A 23,687-nucleotide genomic window follows, 5' to 3' on the forward strand; every position below is an offset into this window, starting at 1 on the left:
TTAATTGCATTGCAAAGATAATCGAGGCATGTCCTTTGCCTCTGCTCCTCCCCGCGCCCGTCTCGGCTTTCTCATGGTCACCCTGGTACGCCAGTGGCGTCGCCAGGTCGAGGAGCAACTGCTGGCCGACGGCCTGACCGATGCCACCTGGGCACCGCTGATCCACCTGCGCGCCTGGGGCGACGGCGTCACGCAAAAGGAACTGGCCGAGCGCGTGGGACTGGACGGCTCCAGCCTGGTGCGCCTGCTCGACATTCTGGAAGGCCACGGCTGGGTGGAACGCCGCGCCGACCCCGGCGACCGGCGCAGCAAGCGCATCTTCCTGACCGATGAAGGCAACGGCGCCGTGGACCGCGTGCGCGCCACCATGCTGCAGGCCGAGCTGGCCATGCTGCAGGACCTGGACGATGCCGAGGTCGAGGCCATGCTGGCCGGCATGGCCAAGATCCAGGCGCGCATGGCCGCGCTGCGCACGGAAGGCGCGCCATGAGCGCCCTCCACGATGCCTATGGCCGCCTGCTGAAGGCCTCGGTCCGCTGGGGCTTCGACCCCGTGCGCCTGCGCCAGCATCTGCGCACGGCCTTTGCCGCCTGCCTGGCGCTGCTGGCTGCCTGGCAGCTGGGGCTGGAGCATCCGCAGTGGGCTGCCATGGCCACCTGGGCCGCATCCCAGCCGCTGCGCGGGCAACTGCTCGAAAAAAGCTTTTTCCGGGTCGCAGGCACCGTGGCCGGCACGGCCGTGGGCGTGGGCCTGGTGCTGCTGGCCCAGGGAAACCTGCTGTGGCTGGTGTTGGGCCTGGCCGTGTGGCTGGGCCTGTGCGCGGGCGTGGGCAATCTGCAACGCAGCTTCGTGGCCTACGGCACCATGCTGTCCGGCTATTCGGCGGCCATGGTCGCGCTGCTGGACTTCGCCCATCCCGACCAGGTCTTCGCCCTGGGCTGGGACCGGCTGTTCACGGCGCTGACCGGCGTATTCGCAGCCCTGCTCGTGGGCTGGCTGTTCACGCCCAAGGGCAGCGGCATTCCCGGCAATGCCGAGGTGCGCCAGCTGTTCGCGCAACTGCTGCGCGATCTGGCCGGCAGCCTGCAGGCGCGCGGCCGTGCGTCACTGGGCTCGCAGGAGATCGCCGCCCGCCTGCTGGCCATGGCGGTGATCGAGGAGGGACTGGACCCGCACGCCGCTGGTTCGCAGCGCTCCCGCGAGGCCGTACACGCGCTGCGCCGGCTCATGAATGCCCAGATCTCGGCCCTGCTGTGGCTGCGCGATGCTCCATCACAGGAGCCGCCTGCGGCCTTTGGCGAAGCGCAGGCCCTGGCCGCCGCGCAGGCGCTGCGCGAAGCCGCCGTGGCACTGGAGACGCGCGTGCAGTTGCACGAGGCTGCGGCGGCCCTGGTGCGCGCACGCCAGGCCGCCATGGCCTGGCCCGGCGCAGCCGACATGCTGGCCCCGATGGGCTTTGCGCTGCAGGCCCACCTGGCCGCCACCCATGACGTGGCCCTGCCGCCCGGCCACCGCGCCCGCCAATGGCCCGTGGTGCTGCACAGCGACTGGCTGGGCGCGCGCCGCGCCATGCTGCGTGCCAGCGCGGCCATCGCCATCGTGGGCCTGCTGTGGGTGGTGACGGGCTGGAGCGGCGGTGCCTACATGCTGCTGGGCATGTCCATCATGCTGACCGTGTTCTCGGGCTTCGAGAACCCGTCGGCCACCATGCGCCATGTGACCCTGGGCCAGGCCATGGGCGTGCTGGTGGCCCTGGCCTGCCAGTGGCTGGTCTGGCCGTTCGCCGGCAGCCAGGCGGGCCTGGTGTGGCTGATGCTACCCTTTGTCTACGTGGGCGCGCTGCTGTTCTCGCACCAGCGCACCGCACTCTCGGGCTATGACTGCAACATGGTGCTGCTGCTCCTGCTGCAGCCCCACTACCCGCAGACGGCCAGCTTCGGCCATGCGCTGGCCCTGGGGCTGGCCGTGGTATCCGGGCCGCTGGCTGGCTGGGCGGCCTACCGCTTCATCCTGCCGGTCACGCTGCAGGGCAGGCTGCAAAGCCTGCGCTCCATGATGGTCCACGAGCTGCAGGACATGGCCGCCACGCCGGGCCATGCGCGCGATGGCCGCATTTGGCGCGCCCGCCTGTACCACCGGCTGCTGCGCCTGGTGCGCATGTCGGAGCAGGCCGGAGGGCAGCTGGGTGCGCAGGCAGCGGAGTGCGGCCTGGCCGCACTGCATGTGGGCCGTGCCATCCAGGCGCTGCACCAGCTGTCCGGGGAAGCGGCCCTGGGCGACGGCACCGCCCGCGCCGTGCGCGCCGCGCTGCTGCGCCTGCAGCGGCTGCAGCAGGCGCCCGGCCAGTGCCCGCCGCTTTTGCGCGCGCTGGCGCAGCGCGTGGCCGACCGCCATCCCGACCAGGCCCGCCAGCTGCGCCATGCCGCGCATGAGATCGCGCAACACGAAGCCTTCTTCCGCAACGCCGGCTGAAGCACGGACCCATGCCAGAATGGCCGGCTCAGGCCGGCAGCGCCCCACGCTCCCTGTCCCCTGTTGCAAGGAAAGCATCCATGTCGTGGAGCGACACCACCATCACCTCACAGCGCCTGGCGCTGCGCCCCTTCACTGCCGCCGATGCCGATGAGGCCTTTGCCTGCATCACGCCCACGCTGACGCGCTACCTGTCCTTCGAGCCGGCGTCGACTCCTGCCGAGTTCGAGGCGGTCTGGCGCGGATGGCTGCGGGAGATCGCAGCCGGCACGGACTTCAACTTCACGCTGCGCGAGCGCACGTCAGGCCGATTCACCGGCCTGCTGGGCCTGCACCGCGCGCGCGACGCCGAGCCCGAACTCGGCATCTGGATACGCGAGGACGTGCATGGCCAGGGCTACGGCCGCGAGGCCGTGGCCGCGCTGGCAGCATGGGCCCGAGCGACCTTTGCGCCACAGTCCTTGCGCTATCCGGTGGCCGAGCCCAATACCGCCAGCCGGCGCATTGCCCAGGGGCTGGGTGGCGTGGAGGTTGAGCGCCAGAGCCTTTCAAAGTACGTGCTCGTCGTCTACCGCATACCAGGGGTCGCCACGTCGGGCGTTGCCGCACCATGAAAACAAAGGCCGTCCCACGCGAGTGGGACGGCCTTGTCCATGGGGCAGATGCCTGCCTTACACCGCCGCGATCGACACGGCCTTGGCGACCAGATAGGCCTCCAGCGCCTCGGGGCCGCCTTCGGAGCCATAGCCCGAATCCTTGACGCCGCCGAACGGCATCTCGGCCGAGGCCACGGCCGGCTGGTTGATCCACAGCATGCCGGTCTCGACCTGCTGGGCCAGCTGGTGGGCCGTCTTGATGGAGCGCGTGAACGCATAGGCCGCCAGGCCGTAGGACAGGCGGTTGGCCTCGGCAATGGCCTCGCCCAGATCGTCAAAGCCGCGGATCGCGGCCACGGGGCCGAAGGGCTCCTGGTTGAAGATCTCGGCGCTCAGCGGCACGTCGCCCAGCACCGTGGGAGCGAAGAAGTTGCCCGCGCCGCCCAGCGAGGCACCGCCCGTGAGCAGCTTGGCGCCCTGCTTTTGCGCATCCTCGATCAGATGGGACAAGGCCGTGACGCGGCGCGGATTGGCCAGCGGGCCCATCTGCGTGCCCTGGACCAGGCCATCGCCGACCTTGAGGCCTTCGGCATGGGCGACCATGGCGCGCGTGAATTCCTCGCGCACGCTGTTGTGCACCAGAAAGCGCGTGGGCGAGATGCAGACCTGGCCCGCATTGCGGAACTTGGACGCGCCTGCGGCCTTCACGGCCAGGGCCACGTCGGCATCCTCGGCCACGATGACCGGCGCGTGGCCGCCCAGCTCCATGGTCGAGCGCTTCATGTGCTGGCCGGCCAGCGCCGCCAGCTGCTTGCCCACTGCGGTGGAGCCGGTGAACGTGACCTTGCGGATCACGGGATGGGCGATCAGGTAGGAGGAAATCTGCGCCGGATCACCGAACACCAGGCCCACCACGCCGGCCGGCACGCCGGCATCGACAAAGCACTTGAACAGGGCTGCGGGCGCAGCCGGCGTTTCCTCGGGCGCCTTGCACAGGAAGGAGCAGCCCGTGGCCAGCGCCGCGCCGATCTTGCGCACGATCTGGTTGACGGGGAAGTTCCAGGGCGTGAAGGCGGCCACGGGGCCCACGGGCTCCTTGATCACCAGCTGCTGCACCTCGGGGCGGCGCGAGGGCACGATGCGGCCGTACACGCGCAGCGCCTCGTCGGCAAACCATTCGATGATGCCCACGCCGGCCAGGATTTCGCCCTTGGCCTCGGCCACGGGCTTGCCCTGCTCCTGCGTCAGGAGCGCGGCGATCTCGTCGGCGCGCTCCTTGAGCAGGGCGGCGGCACGGCGCATGGCGGCGCCGCGCTCATGGGCGGAGACATTGCGCCAGACCTCGAAACCGCGCTGCGCTGCGGCCAGCGCACGGTCCAGGTCAGCCACGTCGGCATGGGCCACATGGCCGATGACTTCGCCGCTGGCCGGGTTGCGCACGGGAATCTTCCTGCCGCTGGCGGCGTCCTGCCATTGGCCGTCGATCAGGAGTTGGGTGTCGGAGTAGGAATGGCTCATGCTGGATCAGATCCTTGGTAGATGACAGGGGGCAGATGTGTGGGGCAGGCACGGTCCTCGCAGTGTCCGGACCCGGCTGCCGCTGCAGCGCAGCGACCATTCTAGGAAGCGCCGGACGGCGGTGCCGTCACCGGGATGTCACGCACACAACACCTAAAATGCCCGGGTTTCGCAATATCCACCAATCCGTTGAGAGGGAGCTCATGACCGATCTTTTCGACACCACTGCGCGCAGGGGTTTGCGCAGCGTCGCGCTGGCGCTCGCCCTGGCAGGCAGCCTGGGGCTGGCATGGGGGCAGGAGGGCGCCGCCGATGTGCCTCAGTTCATCCCTCGCATGAGCGTGGACTCGCGTGTCCAGCCTCAGGATACGCCTCGGGAGTTCCTGGCTTCACGCAGCCAGGCTGCAGCCACCGAGGTCACGCCGCTGCGCGTGGAGCTGGGCGCATGGAAGGAATACCGCGCCGCATCGGCACCGGCAGGCGGCGCAATGCAGGTGGGCGCCCAGCGGTTGAGTACACAAACGGCCACGGTGGACGCACTGGCATCGCAACTGCAATGGAGCACCACCGCCTCCGGCGCACGCGTGGCGGCCGTCAGCGTGCGCTCGGAAGGCGCCTATGGCATACGCCTGGGCGTGGAAATGAACCAGTTGCCCGGCAACGCGCTGCTGCGCGTCTATGCGCAGCAAAACCGCGCAGGCGCCTACGAGATCGCCGGCCAGCGCATTCTGCAGGTTCTGCAGGCCAACCTGGACGCGGGCGACACAGGCACCGACGGCCGCACCTGGTGGACTCCCGACACGGGCGGCGACGAGGTGACGCTGGAGATCGAACTGCCCCCGGGCGTCCCGGCCGACACGCTGCGCATCGCCATCCCGCGTGTGATGCATGTGCATGAGAACCTCTCGCTGCCGCTGGAAGGCGAGATGCAGTTCTCGGCACAGCTCAACGAATCCCTGCCCTGCCAACTGGATTCCACCTGCTACGACGCATACAGCTCGCAACGCAACGCCGTGGCCCGCATGCTCTACATCAAGGATGGGATGGGCTATGTCTGCTCGGGCACCCTGCTCAACGACACGGCGAGCTCCGGCACCCCCTACTTCGTCACGGCCAACCATTGCATCAGCAGCCAGACCGTGGCTTCCACGCTGGAAACCTCGTGGTTCTATCGCACGCCCTCGTGCAACAGCCGCACGCTGTCATCCGGGAACAAGGTTCTGCGCAACGGCGCAACCTTGCTCTACGCAACGGCAACCTATGACGGTGCCCTGATGCGCCTCAACGACACGCCTCCCGCTGGCGCAGTCTTCTCCGGCTGGACCACGCAGACGCTGACGAGTGGTGCCAGCGTCGTGGGCATACACCATCCCCGTGGCGACCTGCAAAAGATCAGCTTCGGCACGGTCTATGGCTCGGTCGCATGCGAGCCGTCGAGTGAAGGCACGATGCTTTGCTCCAACGACAGCAAGGGCAACGGCGGCTTCAACCTTGTGACCTGGAACCAGGGGCTGACGCAGCCGGGCAGCAGTGGCTCGGGCCTGTTCCTGCAGGGACGGCTGGCGGGCACGCTCTATGGGGGTGACGACCAAACCTGCTCTGCATCTGGCGGCACCTCGATCTACGGGCGCTTCGACCTGCTGTACCCCGCCCTCCAGAAATGGCTGGCAGCCAGTGCGACCACGGCGCGCAGCCCTGTATACCGCTTCTACAACGCGCATACGGGCGCCCACTTCTACACAGGCAGCGTTGCCGAGCGCGATTACGTGATCGCCAAGCTCCCGGAGTTTCAATACGAGAACGTGGCTTTCTATGCCTCTGCCCAGCCCCAGCAAGACCTGAGCCCCGTCTTTCGCTTCTACAACCAGGATTCGGGAGCGCACTACTACACCATCAGTGAAAGCGTTCGCGACTACGTCCACCAGACCTTTGCCCGTTTCATCTACGAAGGCCCGACCTGGTACGCACAAAAAAATGCCGTCGCAGGCAGCGTGCCCGTCTACCAGTTCTACAACCTGGACTCCGGAGCCCACTTCTATACAGCCAACGCCAGCGAACGCGACTATGTGATCGCCACCTTTGCCCGCTTCCGCAACGAAGGCATCGCCTATTACGTCTGGCCTTCGCAATAAGCCCAGCACTGCCTGGCCCGGCGCACTGCACCGCAGTGCCTCCCCAAAAAGAAGGCCCCGCACTGCGGGGCCTTCTTCTTGGGACAACAGCCCTCACCCCACCAGCACCAGCCCCGGCGGCAGACTATCCCCAAAGCTGCGCTTCGCATCCTGGGCGTCCATCTGCTGGACCTGTTCCACCAGGTCGATCCAGCGCTGCGGTGCACCGGCGCCGCGCAACCGCTCCAGCACCAGGGCGCGCTGGGCATCGGACAGGTCCAGCGCACGGTCGCCCGTCATGCGGGCCATCTGCACGGCAGCGAACATGGCGGTTTCATTGCGGCGCCAGTCCTGGGCCAGGGTGGCGTCCAGGAACTCCTGCGCAGCCTCGGGCGGCATGACGCGGTGGGCGTTGGCCGCCAGCGGCATGCGCGCGGCCAGCCGGCCTATGGCCCACCAGGTCTGCACAGATTCACCAGGGTGCTTCAGCCGCTGCAGCATCCACTGGCCCATTTCCTGGCGGTACTGCCAGGGCACGGCCTCCATGGCGGCGAACAGGCGCAGCATGTCGTCGTAGCTGCCATGGGCGGATTTCCCCTGGCTGCGCTGCGTGGACTGCTGCACGGCCTTTTGCATGTGGCCGGCAACCTCTTCCAGCAGCTCCATCTGCCGGGCCTCATCCAGGCCCGCGGCCACGCGGCGCCAGAACACCCACCATTCGGTGCGGTTGGCCGCCTCGCCGCCATGGCCCAGGCCCTGGCCATGCAGTTGCCAGACCTGCTGCATGCGCCAGCCGTCCAGCTCGGCGCCCACGCCGGGGCGCAGGCACCAGCCTGCCAGGTTCAGCCAGACGCGCTCGTGCTCGGCCGTGCGGCGGCGGCGCCTGGCGCGGGCCAGCAAGGCGTCGAACAGTGCGCGCAGCAGCGGCAGGTCCCAGTCCTCGCGCGGGCCCAGCCGTCGCTCCAGCGACTGGCGCAGCTGGCGGACCTCCTTGGCCGTCACCTCCTGGGCCTGGCTGCCGAAGATGCGCTCGATCAGGGCCACGGCGTCGGCCAGCCGGCCCTGCCGGGCAGAACGATCGCCGGCGTCCTGCGCATCTGCGGCCAGCGCACCGCGCACGCTGAACGGCAGCAGCCACTGGCGCTGCGCATCGTCGGCGGCTACGCAACGCACCTCCAGCGTGCCGACCTCGGTCATGCAGGCCTGCAGTTGCACCTCGACCTGGGCCTTGTCCCGGCCCTCGGGCGCAGGCAGCACGGTGGACAGGGCGGGCAGCTCGACCCAGCCCTCGCCGTCGAGCGCCGCGATGCGGCCGGCCTGCGCAGGCGCGGCGGCCAGGCTGTTGGCCACCAGGGAAAAGCGCACGGCCTGGCCCAGGCGCAGCGCAAAGCGCCGGCCGGAGAGCACGATGCGCACGCCCTCTTCCGTGCCGCGCGGCAGCAGGCAGATGCCCTGTGGTGCGGCACCCGCCTTCTCAGGCAGGACCAGCCAGTAGCTGCGCGGCGAGCCACCGCCGATGCGCGGTACCGGGGCGGGCACAGTCCGGGCATCTTCCGATTCCAGCAGATCCTCAGACGGACGGCTCTGGACATGCATGGCCAGGCCATGCGCCGCCGCGCCGCGTGCCACGGCCCAGTCGGGATGCGGGTTGTGCAGCAGGCGCAGCGGCTGGCCGCGCCAGGCCTGCAGTTGCGCCACCAGCCGCTGGGCCAGCGCATGGGCGTGGAAGACGCCGCCATTGAGCAGGACCGCATCGGGCAAATCCCCAGCCGCGTGCTGCGCGAGGAACTGCGCCAGGTGCCGTGTGATCGCCGCATCGGCAGGATATGGGAGCCCCAGGCCGCGCAAAGCGCCCTGGCGCCGGGTGGGCAAATCCTGCAGGCCGGCCAACGGCATGAAACCTTCGACCACGGCCTCGCGCACCTCGTCGCGGCGCAGCGTGGCCGTGCGCGTCTGCGCCAGCAGCTTCGATCCGCCGCCCAGCAGGGTCACGGCCACGGACTCGGGCGCATCGTCGGCCAGCAACTGTTCCTTGGCCATGCGGCAGCGCTGCACCAGTTGGGCGAACCGTGCGGCGGGCAGGCGCTCGCCGGGCGGGGCGAACTGCGGCTCCAGCCGATGGGCCAGCGCCAGGTCCATGTTGTCGCCGCCCAGCATCAGGTGCTCGCCTACGGCCGTACGTGTCAGCACGGGCAGGCCTACAGCGTCACCGGGCTGCACGCGGATCAGGGTCAGGTCGGTGGTGCCGCCGCCCACATCCACTACCAGCACCAGGCGGCAGTGCGCCAGCTCGGCCGCCAGATGCTCGCCCTGCAGCACCAGCCAGTCGTGGAAGGCGGCCTTGGGTTCCTCCAGCAATTGCACCGCAGGCAGGCCGGCCAGCTGCGCGGCCTCCAGCGTCAGTGCGCGCGCGCCTTCGTCGAATGAGGCCGGCACGGTCAGCACGACCAGTTGGTCCCGCAGCGGCGCGCCGGGGTGCGTGCGGTCCCAGGCCTGCCGGACATGGTCCAGGTAACTGGCCGAGGCCTGCAGCGGAGACAGCCGGGCCACCTCTTCGGGCGCGCCCCAGGGCAGGATGGCCGCCGTGCGGTCCACGCCCGCATGCGACAGCCAGCTCTTGGCGCTGGCCACCAGGCGCGACGGCACGGCCGCGCCCAGGTCACGCGCCCAGCGGCCATTGACGGCGGGCGCTTGCGCATCGGCGCCCAGTGCCGCCCAGGGCTGCTGCCAGGCATCGCCCAGTTCGCCGGGCGCCGCCTGGTAGCGCGCCGAGGGCAGCAGCACCTGGGCCGCGACCTCGCTGGCCGAGACGCGCTGCGCCACGGGCAGCAAGGCGATGTCGGCCGCCGTGCCGCCTACGGGCACATGCGCCACCACGGTGTGGCTGGTGCCCAGGTCGATGCCCACGATGTGGGCGGCGTCGGGAGCGAAGGGGGTGGCGGAGGCGGGGGCGGCAGTATCAGGCATATCGGCAGTCATACAGGGCACGGTGCGCGGCCCGGACCGGGCCTGCCGCCGGGGCGGGCTACGCTACATCGGCCCGCACATCGAACTCCACCTTCCAGCGTTCTTCGCCACCCACGGGCACGGCGTTGAGCTCCAGCGTGCCGATGTCGGTCACGCGCGCATGCAGGGTGACGGGCACGATCTCGCCGGGCGCACGGCCTTCGGCGGGCAGGTGGGCCTCGATCTCCTGCAGCTCGACCAGTTCCTCTGGGCCCCAGAAGTCCAGCACAGTGCCGACCTGGTCGGCGCGGCGCACGGAGGAACCGAAGAAGCGCAAGCGCACGGGCTCGCCCACGACCAGGCCGAATTCCTGGGTGTCCAGCGCCACCTCGGTGCCCTCTTCCATGCCGAAGGGCGCCAGGCACAGGGCCGAGATGGGCGGCTCCATGCCGGGGATGGCGGGCATGTTGCTTTCCACGCCCACGTAATAGCTCTGCGCCGTGCCGCCACGGATGCGCACGCCACGGCCCGCAGCCGCCACATGGCCGAAGTAGGCGGCGCCGCGCGCCACGGCCAGGTCCAGGTTGGCGCCATCCAGCAGGCGCGCGGGTTGCGCGCCCTCGCCGGCCAGCCAGCCGTTGACGACTTCCAGGATGCGCTGCTCGATCTGCGGCGCCTTGAGCACGCCGCCGTTGAACAGGATGGCCGAGGGATGCAGGAAGGATGCGCCCTCGGGCTGCGTGCCCTTGAGGCCTTCGATCTGCTCGGTGGCGCCGGCCTGGCGCGAGAGGAAGGCCGCCAGGTGGCGCGTGACGGCCGCATCCTGCGCATAGGGCAGGCCCAGCTGGGTCAGCGCGGCACGCGCGCGGGTCTGGGGCTTGTCGGAGACGGCTGCGCGCGGGAAGAAGCCTTCCACCAGCATCTGCAGCACCTCGTCACGCGTGACCTCGGTGCGGATGCTGCCGCCAATGAGCTTGCTGCCCCGGCTGGGCACGACCACGGGCACGGACTGCAGCGTGGCGTCGGCAAGCAGTTGCTCCTTGGCCTGGCGGCAGCCATGGGCCAGGGCGCGGGTCTGCCAGGCGTCGAGCTGCTTGCCCTCCTGGGCCAGCTTGCGGGCCACGCCGTAGGCCAGGGCCAGGTCCATGTTGTCGCCGCCCAGCAGGATGTGCTCGCCCACGGCCACGCGCTGCAGTTCCAGGCCGCCGTCCTTTTCCAGCACGGCGATCAGCGACAGGTCGGTGGTGCCGCCGCCCACGTCCACGACGAGGATGATCTCGCCGCTTTGCACCTGCTTGCGCCACTGGCCGCCGCTGGCCTGGATCCAGCTGTACAGCGCAGCCTGGGGTTCCTCCAGCAGCGTGAGCTTCTGGAAGCCCGCGGCGCGGCAGGCCTCGGCCGTCAGCTCGCGCGCGGCCGGGTCGAACGAGGCGGGAATGGTCACCGTCACATCCTGGGCGTCGAACGGCGCCTCGGGATGGGCCTGCTCCCAGGCCCAGCGCAGGTGCGACAGGTAGCGGATGGAGGCGGTCAGGGGCGAGACGCGGTGCACCTCTTCGGGCGCATCGGCCGGCAGCAGGGGCGAGCGGCGGTCCACGCCCGGATGGCACAGCCAGCTCTTGGCGCTGGACACCAGCCGTATCGGCGTGGCCGCGCCGCGCGATCGCGCGAACTCGCCCACCACGAAGTCCTGGCTGGCGCCCCAGGGCAGGGCCATGTCGGCCGCAGTCAGCTCGCTTTCATGCGGCAGGTAGAGGAAGGACGGCAGCAGCGGGCGTGCCTCCACGCTGGAGGGGCCGGTGAGCTGGGGAATGTCCAGCACGCCCTGCTCCACCTTCTCGCCATCGCTGGCCTGGCGGTCCACATAGGAGAGCGCGCAATGCGTGGTGCCCAGGTCGATGCCGATGCTGAAACGGGCCTGGGAGGATTGACGGGACTGGTCCATGCTCACAGCTCCACCTCGGCCTGGGCCACGATGGCGGCGGCCTTGTGATCGGTGAGCTGGGGCAGGCGCACATCGTCCACGCGCCAGCCGCGGTGGCCCAGCGTGCCCGTGAACGGCGCCTGGCCGACCACGTTGCCGGTCAGGCGCACAGCGGCGGCATCAAAGCCTGCGGCCAGCGTGACGCGGCTGCCTTCGGCCTCGGCACGCACGGGGGCGATGCTGAAATGCTCGCGCAGCACCTTGCGGCAGCCCTCGTGCACCACGCGCGCGGCGGCGCCGATCTCGGCGTCGGCATAGCCGGCCACGTCTTCCTGCACGAAGTCCACGAAGCGCGCCTCGCGCTGCAGCAGGCCCAGCAGCTGCAGGGCGGCGGTGCCAGCGGGTGCGGCCGGCTCCACGATGGTCTTTTCGACGATCTTCTCGACCGGCACCTCGACGCGCTTTTCAACCACTTTCTCGACCACCTTTTCGACCGGAACCTCGACACGGACCTCGACGATCCGGTCCACCGGCACCTCCACGCGCACCTCCTTGGGTGCGGGCGGCGGCACGTCGGCGGCCAGCGGCTCGCCGTCGCGCAGGCGGGACACATCGGCGGCCAGGGGGCCGTTGCCGAGGATGGCGAAGAAACTGCCGATCGCGATGGCGATGCGGCTCAGGAACGAGGGGGGAGTCTTGGAATTCATGGGCTTCTCTTGGCGAGAGGACCCTGCCGGGCCGATCGCCGCGCAGCAGGGCAACCGGGCGCCGATGGTTCTCCACCGGGCGCCCGCAGGGTCCGTGATGTTACCCAAAGCAACGAAGCCCCGTCCTGTACACGGCCCCATGCCCCCGTGCGCAAATGGCCTCGCGGCATAATCGCGGCTGCTCCTGCCCCTGTCCATGGCCCATACACGCCTTTTCCGCCACGCCCCGACCCGCTGCACCGCCTTGCGCGCGCAGCGGCCGCAGCGCGTGCACGGCGTGCCCACGGCCTTCATCAGCCTGTGCGGCTTCACGGCCCTGCTTTCCGCCGCCGTGCGGAAAGCCTGAGGTCCACCCCCAGCTTCCCGCACGGCCCCCGCAGCGAATCCCGCATGCGAAGCGCATGCCAGGAGCTGCCGGCCCACGCCCCGCACCTCCCTGGCCTGCACGCCCTTTCGGCCGCGCCGCCGCATGGCGCAGCCGCCTTGACCCCGGAGCCGATGATGGACATGGAACTCTCCCAAAACTTTCTGCGTGCCAAAAGCCCCTGCGCGGCGGGCTTTCGCTGGTTCGTGCGCAACCGCCATGACGGCAACGACTACCAGCGCGTGCTCGACGCCCTGGTGGGCGATGGCCGCGTCGAGGATGCGCGCTGGCTCATGAACCAGTTCGGCCCCACCGACGCCGTGCTGGAGGTCGATCACCTGGAGGCCGATGCCGTGGTGTTCTCGGGCAGCGTCGTCGTGCATGGCGAGCTGCGCGTGCCCGGCCTGCTGGCCGTGGGCCGCACGCTGCAGGCCGGCGCCGGCATCCACGCCGGCCGCATCGAGGCCGGCCAGGACCTGCACAGCGGCGGCGCCATCTTCTGCAGCGGCCCGCTGCAGGCAGGGGGCCTGGTCAAGGCCGCCTGGAGCGTGGACGTGCACGAGGAACTGCGCGCCGAAGACGTGCGCGCCGGCTGGGAGCTGCGCTGCGGCGCCGACCTGCGCCTGGCCGGCGGCGCCCAGGCCGGCCAGGACATCGAGGTGCAAGGCGCCATCCGCTGCGGCAAGGGCCTGCGCGCGGGCGGCAGCATCCGCGCCAGCGGCCTGATCGAGCTGGGCCACGGCCTGTACGCTGGCGCCGACGTGGAAGGCGGCAGCCACATCGAGGTGGACTGGGGCATGCGCGCGCTGGGCGACATCCGTGCGGCCTGCAGCATCCGCGCGGGCGAGACCCTGCATGCCGAAGGCGAGATCGCGGCCGGCCCCGGCTACGGCATCTATGCGGGCATGAACGTGCAGCAGGATGCCTGGCCGTCCTGTGCCTGGGTGCATGCGGCGCAGCGGCCCCCAGCCCTGCTCAGCGGCTGGTGGGAAGAGGCAGCGGCACCGGCCTGATGCCCGCAGGGACACGCCGGCCTGCGCCCCCGCAGCGCAGCGCCGCGATGCAAAATACCCGCTTCGCCGCCGCACGGGCGGCTCCAAGGAATCCCACATCGTGTTCACCGGCATCATCCAGGCCGTGGCAAGCATTGCCGCGCTGCGCGACCAGAACGGCCTGCGCACCTTCACCCTCGACTTTCCCGAAGGCTTCTGCCAGGACCTGGCCATCGGCGCCAGCGTCTCCACCGATGGCGTGTGCCTGACGGTGACCGAGATCCTCTCGCCCACGCGCGCCACGTTCGACGTGATGCTGCAAAGCCTGAACATCACCACGCTGGGCGGCTATGCCGTGGGCGGGCGCGTCAATGTGGAGCGCGCGGCAAAGGATGGCGCCGAGATCGGCGGCCACCCGCTGTCAGGCCATGTGGATTTCACCTCGCCCGTGCTGGAAGTGGCCTCCAGCGACACCAACCACCGCATCCGCTTCGGCATTCCCGAGGGCTTTCGCCACTACGTGTTCGCCAAGGGCTACATCGCCATCAACGGCGCCAGCCTCACGGTGTCCGAGGTGGACCGCCAGGCCGGCTGGTTCGAGGTCTGGCTGATCCCCGAGACGCGCCGCATGACCGTGTTCGAGTCCAAGGGCGTAGGCGACCTGCTCAATGTGGAGATCGACCGCAGCACCCAGGTCGTGGTGGACACGGTGCGCGAGACCGTGCAGCAAAGCCTGGGCCGCCTGCAGCCCGTGCTCGAGGCCCTGCTGAAAGAAAAGGGCCTGAGCCTGGACGACTTCATAGACGTCCCCAAGCTGCCCGGCTGACGCCCTTCGTCGTTCAGCGCCCTGCCGCCAGCGGCGGATTGAAACGCCGCAGGCGCAGCGCGTTGCTGAGCACGAAGACGCTGGACAGCGCCATGGCCCCGGCCGCGAACACGGGCGACAGCAGCGTGCCGTTGACGGGGTACAGCAGGCCGGCGGCCACGGGGATCAGGGCCACGTTGTAGGCAAAGGCCCAGAACAGGTTCTGCCGGATATTGGCCATGGTGGCCTTGGACAGCGCAATCGCATTGGGCACGCCGCCCAGGTCGCCCGACATCAGCACCACGTCGGCCGCCTCGATGGCGATGTCCGTGCCCGTGCCGATGGCCAGGCCCACATCGGCCTCGGCCAGGGCCGGCGCGTCGTTGATGCCGTCGCCCACATAGGCCAGCGTGCCGTGCTCGGCCTTCAGGCGCTTGACGGCATCGACCTTGCCGCCGGGCAGCACCTCGGCCACCACCTCGTCGATGCCCAGCTGCCGCGCAATGGCCTCGGCCGTGCGGCGGTTGTCGCCGGTGATCATGGCCACCTTCAGGCCCAAGGCGTGCAGCGCGGCAATGGCGGCCGGCGTGTTGTCCTTGATGGGATCGGCCACGGCGATCATCGCGGCCAGGCGTCCGTCCACCGCGGCATACAGCGGCGTCTTGCCTTCGTCGCCCAGGCGCGCGGCCTCGTCTGCCAGCATGTCCACCTGCAGGCCCAATTCGCGCATGAAGCGGTCGGCACCGATCTCCACGCGCACGCCGTCCACCTGGGCGCGCACGCCAAAGCCTGTCACCGATTCAAAGCGATCAACAGCACCCAGCGGCAGATCCTCGGCCTTGGCAGCATCCACGATGGCGCGCGCAATCGGGTGCTCGGAGCGGTCTTCCACGGCCGCCACCAGCGCCAGCACGCGGCTGCGCTCGCCCTCGAAGCCCGGGGCCAGCACCAGGTCGGTCAGTTCGGGGCGGCCTCGCGTCAGCGTGCCCGTCTTGTCCACGGCCACCACGCGGGCATCTTTCAAGGTCTGCAGGGCCTCGCCCTTGCGCAGCAGCACGCCCATCTGCGCGGCCCGGCCCGTGCCCACCATGATGGAGGTGGGCGTGGCCAGGCCCATGGCACAGGGGCAGGCGATGATGAGCACGGCCACGGCATTGACCAGCGCAAAGCTCAGTGCGGGCGACGGCCCCCAGGCCAGCCAGGCGCCGAAGGTCAGCAGGGCCACGGCCATCACGGCCGGCACGAACCACATGGTGACCTGGTCCACCAGCGCCTGTATGGGCAGCTTGGAGCCCTGGGCCTGCTCGACCATGCGGATGATCTGCGCCAGCAGCGTGTCCGCGCCCACCTTGGTGGCGCGAAAGGCCAGCGCGCCGTTCTGGTTCACCGTGCCACCAACCAGTTCGGCACCCGGGGTTTTCTCGACCGGCACGGGCTCGCCGCTGATCATGGATTCATCGACGAAGCTGCTGCCCTCGATGACCTCGCCATCGACGGGAATGCGCTCGCCGGGCCGCACCTCGATGGTGTCGCCCGCACGCACGGCGGCGATGTCCACTTCCTGCACGGCGCCGTCCTTGCGCACGCGCGCCGTCTTGGCCTGCAGTCGCACCAGGCGGCGGATGGCCTCCGAGGTATTGCCCTTGGCGCGCGCCTCCATGAAGCGGCCCAGCAGGATCAGCGCCACGATCACGGCCGCCGCCTCGTAATACACATTCACCGTGCCGGCCGGCAGCCACTGCGGCACGAAGGTGGCCACCAGCGAATAGGCAAAGGCCGCCGAGGTGCCCACGGCCACCAGCGAATTCATGTCGGGCGCGCCGCGCAGCAGCGCGGGAATGCCTTTCTGGAAAAAGCGCAGGCCCGGCCCGAACAGCACGATGGCCGACAGCAGGCACTGCAGATACCAGCTGTTCTGGGTGCCGATGGCCTGCCCCACCCAGTGGTGGAAGGCCGGCACCATGTGGCCGCCCATCTCCAGCACGAACACCGGCAGCGCGAACACCGTGGCCACGACCAGCGAGCGCTTGAGCGACGCACGCTCGCGCGCCTGGCGCTGCTCCGTGCCGTCTTCGGCCGGCGACTGCGCAGCGCCGCCTTCACTGGCCGGGTTCGCGCTGGCGCCCAGCGGACGCGCTTCGTACCCGGCCTTGTGCACAGCCGCGACAAGGGCCGCCACATCTGCACTGCCAGCCAGCGTCACCACTGCACGTTCGGTGGCCAGGTTCACGCTGGCCGATTGCACGCCCTCCACCTTTTTCAGCGCCCGCTCCACGCGGCCCACGCAGGAGGCGCAGGTCATGCCCTCCACTTCCAGTTCCACGCTGGACTGGGGCACCTCGTAGCCGGCCTTCTCGATGGCGGAAATGGCGGCGGGCAGGTCGGCCGCGCCCTCGAAGCGGATGCTGGCCTTTTCGGTGGCCAGGTTGACCACGGCTTCCTGCACGCCCGGCAGCTTCTTGAGCGCGCGCTCCACACGCCCCACGCAGGAGGCGCAGGTCATGCCCTGAACGGGCAGGTCTATGGCCATGCCGGCCTTGGTCGATGCATTCATTGCCTGACTCCTTTGTTCTCGCATGCAGGCACTTTAGAGATTGCCACCATGTCAAGGTCAAGCCCCCTGCAAGGCGATTTCATCGCCGTGTCATCAGCCTTGCCCAGCATCGGCGGCCGTGACAAACCGATACAGAGAGAACCCGTTCATGTCCTTGACCTCCCATCGCCCCGCCCTGCGCCCGCTGGCCGTGGCCCTGGCTGCCTCCGCCCTGATCGCCGGTTGCGGCGGCTCCGGCAACGACACGCCCGCAGGCCAGCCGCTGGAGCTGCGCATTCTGCACATCAACGATCACCACTCCACGCTGGAGTCCAAGAGCAAGACCCTGCAGCTGGACGCCGGCACGGGCAAGGCCGAAGCCGTGGCCGTGGACGCCGCAGGCTTTGCGCGCGTGACCCAGGCCATCGAGGAGCTGGCCGCGCAGTCGCCCAACGTGCTCAAGCTGCACGCCGGCGACGCGCTCACCGGCACGCTGTACTTCAACCGTGCAGGCGCCGACGGCGAGGCCGATGCCGCCCTCATGAACACCGTCTGCTTTGACGCCTTCACGCTGGGCAACCACGAGTTCGACAAGGGCGACAGCGGCCTCAAGTCCTTCCTGGACCGCCTGCGCACAGGCAGCTGCAAGACGCCCGTGCTCAGCGCCAACGTGCGCTTTGGCGCCAACTCGGCCCTGAACGCGGCCAAGGCGCCCGGCTATGTGAACCCCTCCACCGTGGTGGAGCGCGGCGGCCAGAAGATCGGCATCGTCGGCCTGACCATTGCGGGCAAGACCAAGGCATCGTCCAGCCCCGATGCCGACACCACCTTCGAGGACGAGGCCACGGCGGCCCAGCGCGAAATCGACGCGCTGCGCGCCAAGGGCATCAACAAGATCATCGTCATGAGCCATGTGGGCTATGAGTACGACCGCCAGATCGTGCCCAAGCTCAGCGGCGTGGACGTGGTCGTGGGCGGCGACTCGCACACCCTGCTCGGCCCCGACGTGCTCAACACCACCGGCGTTGGCACACCGGGCGGCGCCTACCCCACGCGCCTGGCCGACAAGGACGGCAGCCCCGTCTGCGTGGTCCAGGCCTGGGAGTACGCCCAGGTCGTCGGCGACCTCAAGGTCCAGTTCGACGCCGACGGCCGCGTCACCCAGTGCACGGGCACGCCCCATGTGCTGATCGGCGACAGCTTCACCATCGCCGGCAAGGCCGCAACCGATGCGCAAAAGACCGCCCTCAAGGCCAGCGCCGCCGCCACCGGCGTGCTGCGCGTGACCACGCCCTCGGCCAAGGCCACGGCCGCGCTGCAGCCGTTCAAGGACAAGGTCGCCCAGTTCAACCTCAAGCAGGTCGCCACCGTGCCCCAGGAACTGTGCTCGCGCCGCGTGCCCGGCGGCGTCGGCACCATGAACTACAGCCAGTCCAGCGCAGCCTGCAATGCCGAAGGCAGCGTGAGCGTGCGCGGCGGCGACATCCAGCAGCTCGTGGCCCAGGCCTACCTGGAAGAAGCCAACCGCCACTACGGCGGCGCCGACATCACCCTGCAAAGCGGCGGCGGCGTGCGCATCCCGCTGCTGGGCCAGACCACGGCCGCCCAGGTCATCCAGGTCCTGCCCTTCGGCAACAAGCTGTTCCGCCTGGACATCACCGGCACGGAAGTCAAGGGCATGCTCGAAGACGGCCTGCAGGCCGTGTACGGCCCCAGCGGCACGACCGGCCCCTACCCCTACACGGGCGGCCTGCGCTTTGACGTGAATGCGGCAGCGGCGGCCGGCCAGCGTGTGTCGGGCATCGAGGTGTACGACAACGCGAGCAAGACGTGGAAGCCGCTGGATACGGCGCGCACGTACAAGCTGTTCGTGCTGAGCTTCAATGCCACGGGTGGCGATGGCTACAAGACGCTGGCGGCCGTGCCTGATGCGCGCCGTCTGGACATTGGTGTGCTCGATTCCGATGTGTTCTTCAACTACATCGAGAGGCAGCCGGTGGATGCGGTGTCTGGTCTGCCGCTGCTGTCGCGGCTGCCGATGGATCTGTACAGCACGCGTAGTTTTCAGGGTGGGCGCTGATTAGTTCACGCTCTTTTTTGAGACCCTGCCGGGGGGGTGTTTTTCGAGGCCGGGTCTCGGCCCGGCGGCCCACCTACCTTCTTTTGCTTCGCCACCGGTACGCCGGCCGAAAGAACGTAGGCCAAGAAAAGGCGACCCGGATGTCCGCGACCCCTTCGCTTCGCTGCGGGGCAACCTGCGTCGTGGCGGTTGCGGGGGAGTTTTTTCGGGCCGTCGCTGTGCTCGGCCTGGGGCTTTGGCCTCGCTTTTCTTTCAAAGCCTCTATCATTCCGAGCGGCCCCTTGTACCGGGGCTGGTGCTTCAAAACACCTTTTCTCAAAGCGGTGCGGCCTCCCCGTCAACGAGGCCTTGTCACGTCTGGATCACTGGACTGTGGGCGCCTGCCCACGTCCCTACGGTTACGGGCGGGATGGGGCTACCCGTAAGGGCGTCCGCACGTCTTTGAGCGTGTTTTGAACATCCCGTCCACCTTCTTCGCGCTTCAAAACGTGAACGGGTGGCTTCAAGTCTCTCAAAGGAGCACCGAACCATGCACACAGCGCATTTGACCCTGGCCCCCTGCACACGGAAGGCCAGGCCATGAAGCAGGAAGTCCGATCCAACAACGCCAGGACAACGCAGTTGAACATGGCCATCGCAGAGATGAACACCATGGTTCAGTCAGGCTGCAACGAGGTTTCGGCCCTGTCCCAACTCGCGCAGTCATGGCTGAAAACGCCCGAGGGCCTGCGCGATCCGGATGTGGTGATCAACGCCCTGCGCTCCATCCAGCACAGCGCCGAGCGGCTGGCCACCTCCATGGACGACGAAATCCACGTCCTGCGCAACACCGCCAGGCCCGAACCCTGACGCCGCACCCAACTCCATGAAAACAGCCGAGCGCACCAATGCGCATCGGCTGTTTGTATTTCTGGCTGTTTGTATTTTTGGCTGTTCCCCAGCCTCCCCCCTTCTGCCCACGCCTGCGTTGGGCGGGATGCGGGGTGGCAAGCCTGCCGAAGGACAGGCTTGCTTCGTCATCTGACTTGCCGCAGTTGTTTGAGCGAAGCGCGCCAGCGCGCAGCGAGTTCTGCGGCACACCCCGCATCCCGCCCAACGCAGGTCGCCCGCAGCGAAGCGAAGGGTCGTGGGCAGTTCGGGGCGCGCTTCTTTGCCCCGCTTTCTTGTCGCGCGACAAGAAAGCGGGTCGGCCGCCGGGCCGAAACCCGGCTCCTGCCACCAGAGGCACAACAGAATCAAAAACAGGTCAACCAGAAATCAGCCAATCCGAGCAATCACAGCCCCCAACACCTGCGCCTTCCCCGCCTCAGCCACCAAAGCCACCACCCCACTGCGATGCGCAGTCACCTGCATCTCCATCTTCATGGCCTCCATGACGGCAATCACATCGCCCTCCTGAACGGTGTCGCCATCGGCCACCTTCCACGCATGCAGATTCCCTGCAATGGGTGAGGTGACGGCAGCGGGGTCCACTGCAGATTCGGCAGCCGGCGCGGCAGCCACACCCCCGCCAGCCGATGCCAGCCCCTGCAGCAGCACCGCAGGCAGGCCCAGCGACACCCGTCGCCCGTCGATCTCGACCGCGCAGCGCACCAGGCTGGCGTCGGGCAGCGGCTCGGCGCGCACGGCGGCGGCCAGGGGTTCGGCGAAGTCGGATTCGATCCAGCGCGTGTGGACCTTGAAGCCGTCGTTGCCCACGAAGTCGGCATGGCCGATGACGGCGCGGTGGAAGGGCAGGACGGAGGACAGGCCTTCGATGCGGAACTCGGCCAGCGCGCGGCGGGCGCGGGCCAGGGCCTGTTCACGCGTGGCGCCGCTGACGATGAGCTTGGCCATCAGCGAGTCGAAGCTGCCGGGCACGACCGAGCCGGTCTGCACGCCCGTGTCCAGGCGCACGCCGGGGCCCGAGGGCGGATCGAACCGCACCACGGGGCCGGGCGTGGGCAGGAAGCCCCGGCCCACGTCTTCGGCGTTGATGCGGAATTCGATGGAGTGGCCCAGCGGCGCCGGGGTTTCGGTGATGGACAGGGGCAGGCCATCGGCCACGCACAGTTGCTCGATCACCAGGTCCACGCCCGTGGTCTGCTCGGTCACGGGGTGCTCGACCTGCAGGCGCGTGTTGACTTCGAGGAAGGAGATGGCGCCCGTCTGGCTCAACAGGAATTCCACCGTGCCCGCGCTGACGTAGCCGGCCGCCGCGCAGATGTCGCGTGCGGAGCTGTGGATGCGGGCGCGCTGCTCGTCGCTGAGGAAGGGCGCCGGGGCCTCTTCCACCAGCTTCTGGTTGCGCCGCTGCAGCGAGCAGTCGCGCGTGCCCAGCACGACCACGTTGCCGTGGGTGTCGGCCAGCACCTGGGCCTCGATGTGGCGGGGGCGGTCCAGGAATTGCTCGACAAAGCATTCGCCGCGGCCGAAGGCGGTGACGGCCTCGCGCACGGCCGAGTGAAAGAGTTCCTCCACCTCGTCCATGCGCCACGCGATCTTCATGCCGCGCCCGCCGCCGCCGAAGGCGGCCTTGATGATGATGGGCAGCCCGTGCTGCTGGGCAAAGGCCAGCACTTCGCCGGCATCCTTGACGGGGTCGGGCGTGCCGGCCACCAGGGGAGCGCCGACCTGCAGGGCGATCTTGCGCGCCTCGACCTTGTCGCCCAGCTTGGCGATGGTCTCGGGCGTGGGGCCGATCCAGCGCAGGCCCGCATCCAGCACGGCGCGCGCAAAGGCTTCGCTTTCGGACAGGAAGCCGTAGCCGGGGTGCACGGCGTCGGCGCCGCTCTTGTGCGCGATGGCGATGAGCTTGGCGATGTTCAGGTAGGTGTCGGCCGGGCGCTCGCCGTCCAGGCCATAGGCCTCGTCGGCCATGCGCACGTGCAGGGCGTCGATATCGGCATCGGCGTAGACGGCCACGGATTTCACGCCGTAGTCGGCGCAGGCGCGGGCGATGCGGACGGCGATCTCGCCACGGTTGGCAATCAGGACTTTTTTCATGATCAGCTTCTTTCAGTTGCGGGCAGGCGCCACCGGGCGCTCCCCGCGTTCAGTTCTTGGAGCCTTGCGCGCCGGGGGTGTATTCCTCGAAAGCGCGGATGGGGTTGAAGCGGATCCAGGCGCCCACGGGAATCTGGCCGGCCAGATCCAGGTGGTGCGGCGCCACGCAGCCGATGACGGGATAGCCGCCCGTCAGCGGATGGTCGGCCAGGAACAGCACGGGCTGGCCGCTGGGGGGCACCTGGATGGCGCCCAGCGGCGTGCCTTCGCTGGGCAGTTCGCCGGCCACGGCGCGCGCCAGGGGCTGCTCGCCCGCCACGCGCAGGCCCACGCGGTTCGATTGCGGCGTGACCTGCCAGCGCTGCGCTGCCAGCAGGGCCACGGCCTCGGGCATGAACCAGTCGGTACGCGGGCCCAGCTCCACGTCCAGCACCACGTCCTGCCCGGTGGTGGGCAGGGACTCGGGCGGCAGCTCGGGTGCGGCCACGGCCTTGCGGTCCGCAGGCCGAACGGGCAGGACCTGGCCCACGGCCAGGGCGGCTGGGCCGACATTCGCCAGGGTGTCGGTGCAGGCGCTGCCCAGCACGGGCGTGACGGCAAAGCCGCCGCGCACGGCCACATAGCAGCGCGCACCGGCCACGGGCTGGCCCACGGTCAACTGGTCGCCATCGGCCAGGGCCACGGCCTGGTAGCGCGGCACGCTCCAACGCTGGCCGGACCCGGTGGTCACGGTCAGGGGCGCATCGGCACCCGTGATGGCGACCACCGTCTCGCCCTGGCTTTGCAGCGACAGGCCACCGCCCACGGTCTCCAGCACGGCCAGGTCGCTGGCATTGCCGACCAGGCGGTTGGCAGCCTTGAAGGCTGCCTGGTCCATGGCGCCCGAGGCCGAGACGCCCTGCCCGGCCTGGCCCAGGCGGCCCCGGTCCTGGAACAGCGTCATCAGGCCCGTGGCCTTGACGCGCAGCGCGTTGCCTTCATGCGGCGCGGCCTGCGCCACGGCGGGCGCGGGCGCCTCATCCACCTGGGCCATGCCGGCCGCATCGACAAAGCGCACGCGGTAGCCGGGCTGCAGCAGCGCGGGCAGCTCGCGCGCCAGGTCCCACATGCGGGCCGAGGTGCGGCCTATCAGTTGCCAGCCGCCCGGGCTGGCCTGGGGATAGACGGCGCTGAACGTGCCGCCCAGCGCCACCGAGCCGGCCGGCACGCGCGTGCGCGGCGTGGTGCGGCGCGGCACGTTGAAGATCGGATCGCCCCCGCTGAGGTAGGCAAAGCCGGGCGCGAAGCCCGTGAAGGCCACGGCGTACTCGCTGCCCGTGTGGCGGCGCACGACTTCCTCGGGCGTGATGCCCAGCAGCTGCGCCACGTCGGCCAGGTCCTCGCCGTCGTAGTGCACGGGAATCTCGACCAGCACATTGCTGCGCTCCGCACGCTGGCCCAGGTCGCGCGCGGCAATGCGGCGCACCAGCTCGGCCACGCCCAGCCTGGCGGGAGCGAACTGCACGAGCACGGTGCGCGCGGCCGGCACCAGCTCCTGCACGCCATCGATGGGCTCGCGCTGCAGCGAGCCCAGCAGGGCCAGGGTTTCATCGAGATCGGCCAGCTCCACCATCAGGGCCTGCCGGTTGACGGGTAGAAAACGCATGGTGTGCCC

At 69.5% G+C, this 23,687-nt stretch carries 16 protein-coding genes; 9 read left to right on the plus strand and 7 right to left on the minus strand.

What is annotated here, in order from left to right; genetic code table 11:
- Window positions 1-28: 28 nt before the first annotated feature.
- The 3 genes from DA1_RS10165 to DA1_RS10175 all read left to right on the plus strand — a co-directional run bounded on the left by DA1_RS10165 (window position 29) and on the right by DA1_RS10175 (window position 3,086).
- Complete coding sequence (locus tag DA1_RS10165; protein ID WP_012207511.1) at window positions 29-490, plus strand: MarR family winged helix-turn-helix transcriptional regulator; 462 nt, start codon at window positions 29-31, stop codon at window positions 488-490.
- Window positions 487-2,472: an FUSC family protein gene (locus tag DA1_RS10170; protein ID WP_034397100.1), complete on the plus strand. Its 1,986-nt coding sequence runs from the start codon at window positions 487-489 to the stop codon at window positions 2,470-2,472. The genes DA1_RS10165 and DA1_RS10170 overlap by 4 nt, the downstream gene beginning before the upstream one ends.
- Before the next feature lie 80 nt (window positions 2,473-2,552).
- Window positions 2,553-3,086, plus strand: coding sequence for a GNAT family N-acetyltransferase (locus tag DA1_RS10175; protein ID WP_034397101.1), 534 nt, complete (start codon window positions 2,553-2,555; stop codon window positions 3,084-3,086).
- Window positions 3,087-3,143: 57 nt separating this feature from the next.
- On the opposite strand, the gene DA1_RS10180 is transcribed toward DA1_RS10175, so the two are convergent.
- Window positions 3,144-4,586, minus strand: a complete 1,443-nt coding sequence (locus DA1_RS10180; protein WP_012207514.1) for an NAD-dependent succinate-semialdehyde dehydrogenase — start codon at window positions 4,584-4,586, stop codon at window positions 3,144-3,146.
- A 203-nt stretch (window positions 4,587-4,789) separates the two neighbouring features.
- Here DA1_RS10180 and DA1_RS10185 point away from each other — a divergent pair, with 203 nt between their 5' ends.
- Window positions 4,790-6,718, plus strand: coding sequence for a trypsin-like peptidase domain-containing protein (locus DA1_RS10185; protein WP_034397103.1), 1,929 nt, complete (start codon window positions 4,790-4,792; stop codon window positions 6,716-6,718).
- A gap of 93 nt (window positions 6,719-6,811) precedes the next feature.
- Here DA1_RS10185 and DA1_RS10190 read toward each other — a convergent pair whose 3' ends face one another.
- Genes DA1_RS10190 through DA1_RS10200 form a run of 3 tightly spaced genes read right to left on the minus strand, consistent with a single transcriptional unit; the run spans window position 6,812 to window position 12,274 of the window.
- The gene (locus tag DA1_RS10190; protein WP_174549380.1) at window positions 6,812-9,664 is read right to left on the minus strand and encodes an Hsp70 family protein; all 2,853 of its coding nucleotides are present in this window, start codon (window positions 9,662-9,664) and stop codon (window positions 6,812-6,814) included.
- A 58-nt stretch (window positions 9,665-9,722) separates the two neighbouring features.
- The gene (locus DA1_RS10195) at window positions 9,723-11,588 is read right to left on the minus strand and encodes an Hsp70 family protein (protein WP_034397105.1); all 1,866 of its coding nucleotides are present in this window, start codon (window positions 11,586-11,588) and stop codon (window positions 9,723-9,725) included.
- A gap of 2 nt (window positions 11,589-11,590) precedes the next feature.
- Window positions 11,591-12,274, minus strand: a complete 684-nt coding sequence (locus tag DA1_RS10200; protein WP_034397107.1) for a DUF2760 domain-containing protein — start codon at window positions 12,272-12,274, stop codon at window positions 11,591-11,593.
- A 196-nt stretch (window positions 12,275-12,470) separates the two neighbouring features.
- Here DA1_RS10200 and DA1_RS31040 point away from each other — a divergent pair, with 196 nt between their 5' ends.
- The 3 genes from DA1_RS31040 (at window position 12,471) to DA1_RS10210 (ending at window position 14,456) form a co-directional block, all read left to right on the plus strand.
- Entirely contained in the window at window positions 12,471-12,620 is a 150-nt protein-coding gene (locus tag DA1_RS31040) for a hypothetical protein (protein WP_013800628.1), read from the plus strand.
- Window positions 12,621-12,775: 155 nt separating this feature from the next.
- Window positions 12,776-13,651 (plus strand): hypothetical protein, encoded by an 876-nt coding sequence (locus DA1_RS10205; protein WP_034398989.1) that lies wholly within the window; start codon window positions 12,776-12,778, stop codon window positions 13,649-13,651.
- Between the two features lie 100 nt (window positions 13,652-13,751).
- Complete coding sequence (locus DA1_RS10210) at window positions 13,752-14,456, plus strand: riboflavin synthase (RefSeq protein ID WP_012207520.1); 705 nt, start codon at window positions 13,752-13,754, stop codon at window positions 14,454-14,456.
- A 13-nt stretch (window positions 14,457-14,469) separates the two neighbouring features.
- On the opposite strand, the gene DA1_RS10215 is transcribed toward DA1_RS10210, so the two are convergent.
- Window positions 14,470-16,989 carry a heavy metal translocating P-type ATPase gene (locus tag DA1_RS10215; RefSeq protein WP_034397108.1) on the minus strand — a complete coding sequence of 840 codons (2,520 nt, stop codon included), beginning with the start codon at window positions 16,987-16,989 and terminating at the stop codon, window positions 14,470-14,472.
- 148 nt (window positions 16,990-17,137) lie between these two features.
- Here DA1_RS10215 and DA1_RS10220 point away from each other — a divergent pair, with 148 nt between their 5' ends.
- Window positions 17,138-19,048 (plus strand): bifunctional metallophosphatase/5'-nucleotidase, encoded by a 1,911-nt coding sequence (locus tag DA1_RS10220; protein WP_034397109.1) that lies wholly within the window; start codon window positions 17,138-17,140, stop codon window positions 19,046-19,048.
- Between the two features lie 579 nt (window positions 19,049-19,627).
- A complete protein-coding gene (locus tag DA1_RS10225) occupies window positions 19,628-19,897 on the plus strand; it encodes a hypothetical protein (RefSeq protein WP_034397110.1) in 270 nt (89 codons plus the stop codon).
- 408 nt (window positions 19,898-20,305) lie between these two features.
- Here DA1_RS10225 and DA1_RS10230 read toward each other — a convergent pair whose 3' ends face one another.
- Both DA1_RS10230 and DA1_RS10235 read right to left on the minus strand, forming a co-directional pair.
- Window positions 20,306-22,033 carry an acetyl/propionyl/methylcrotonyl-CoA carboxylase subunit alpha gene (locus DA1_RS10230; protein WP_034397112.1) on the minus strand — a complete coding sequence of 576 codons (1,728 nt, stop codon included), beginning with the start codon at window positions 22,031-22,033 and terminating at the stop codon, window positions 20,306-20,308.
- A gap of 49 nt (window positions 22,034-22,082) precedes the next feature.
- Window positions 22,083-23,678, minus strand: coding sequence for a 5-oxoprolinase subunit B/C family protein (locus DA1_RS10235; protein WP_034397113.1), 1,596 nt, complete (start codon window positions 23,676-23,678; stop codon window positions 22,083-22,085).
- Window positions 23,679-23,687 lie beyond the last annotated feature (9 nt).

This window comes from Delftia acidovorans NBRC 14950 (assembly GCF_001598795.1).
Classification (GTDB): Bacteria; Pseudomonadota; Gammaproteobacteria; order Burkholderiales; family Burkholderiaceae_C; genus Comamonas; species Comamonas acidovorans.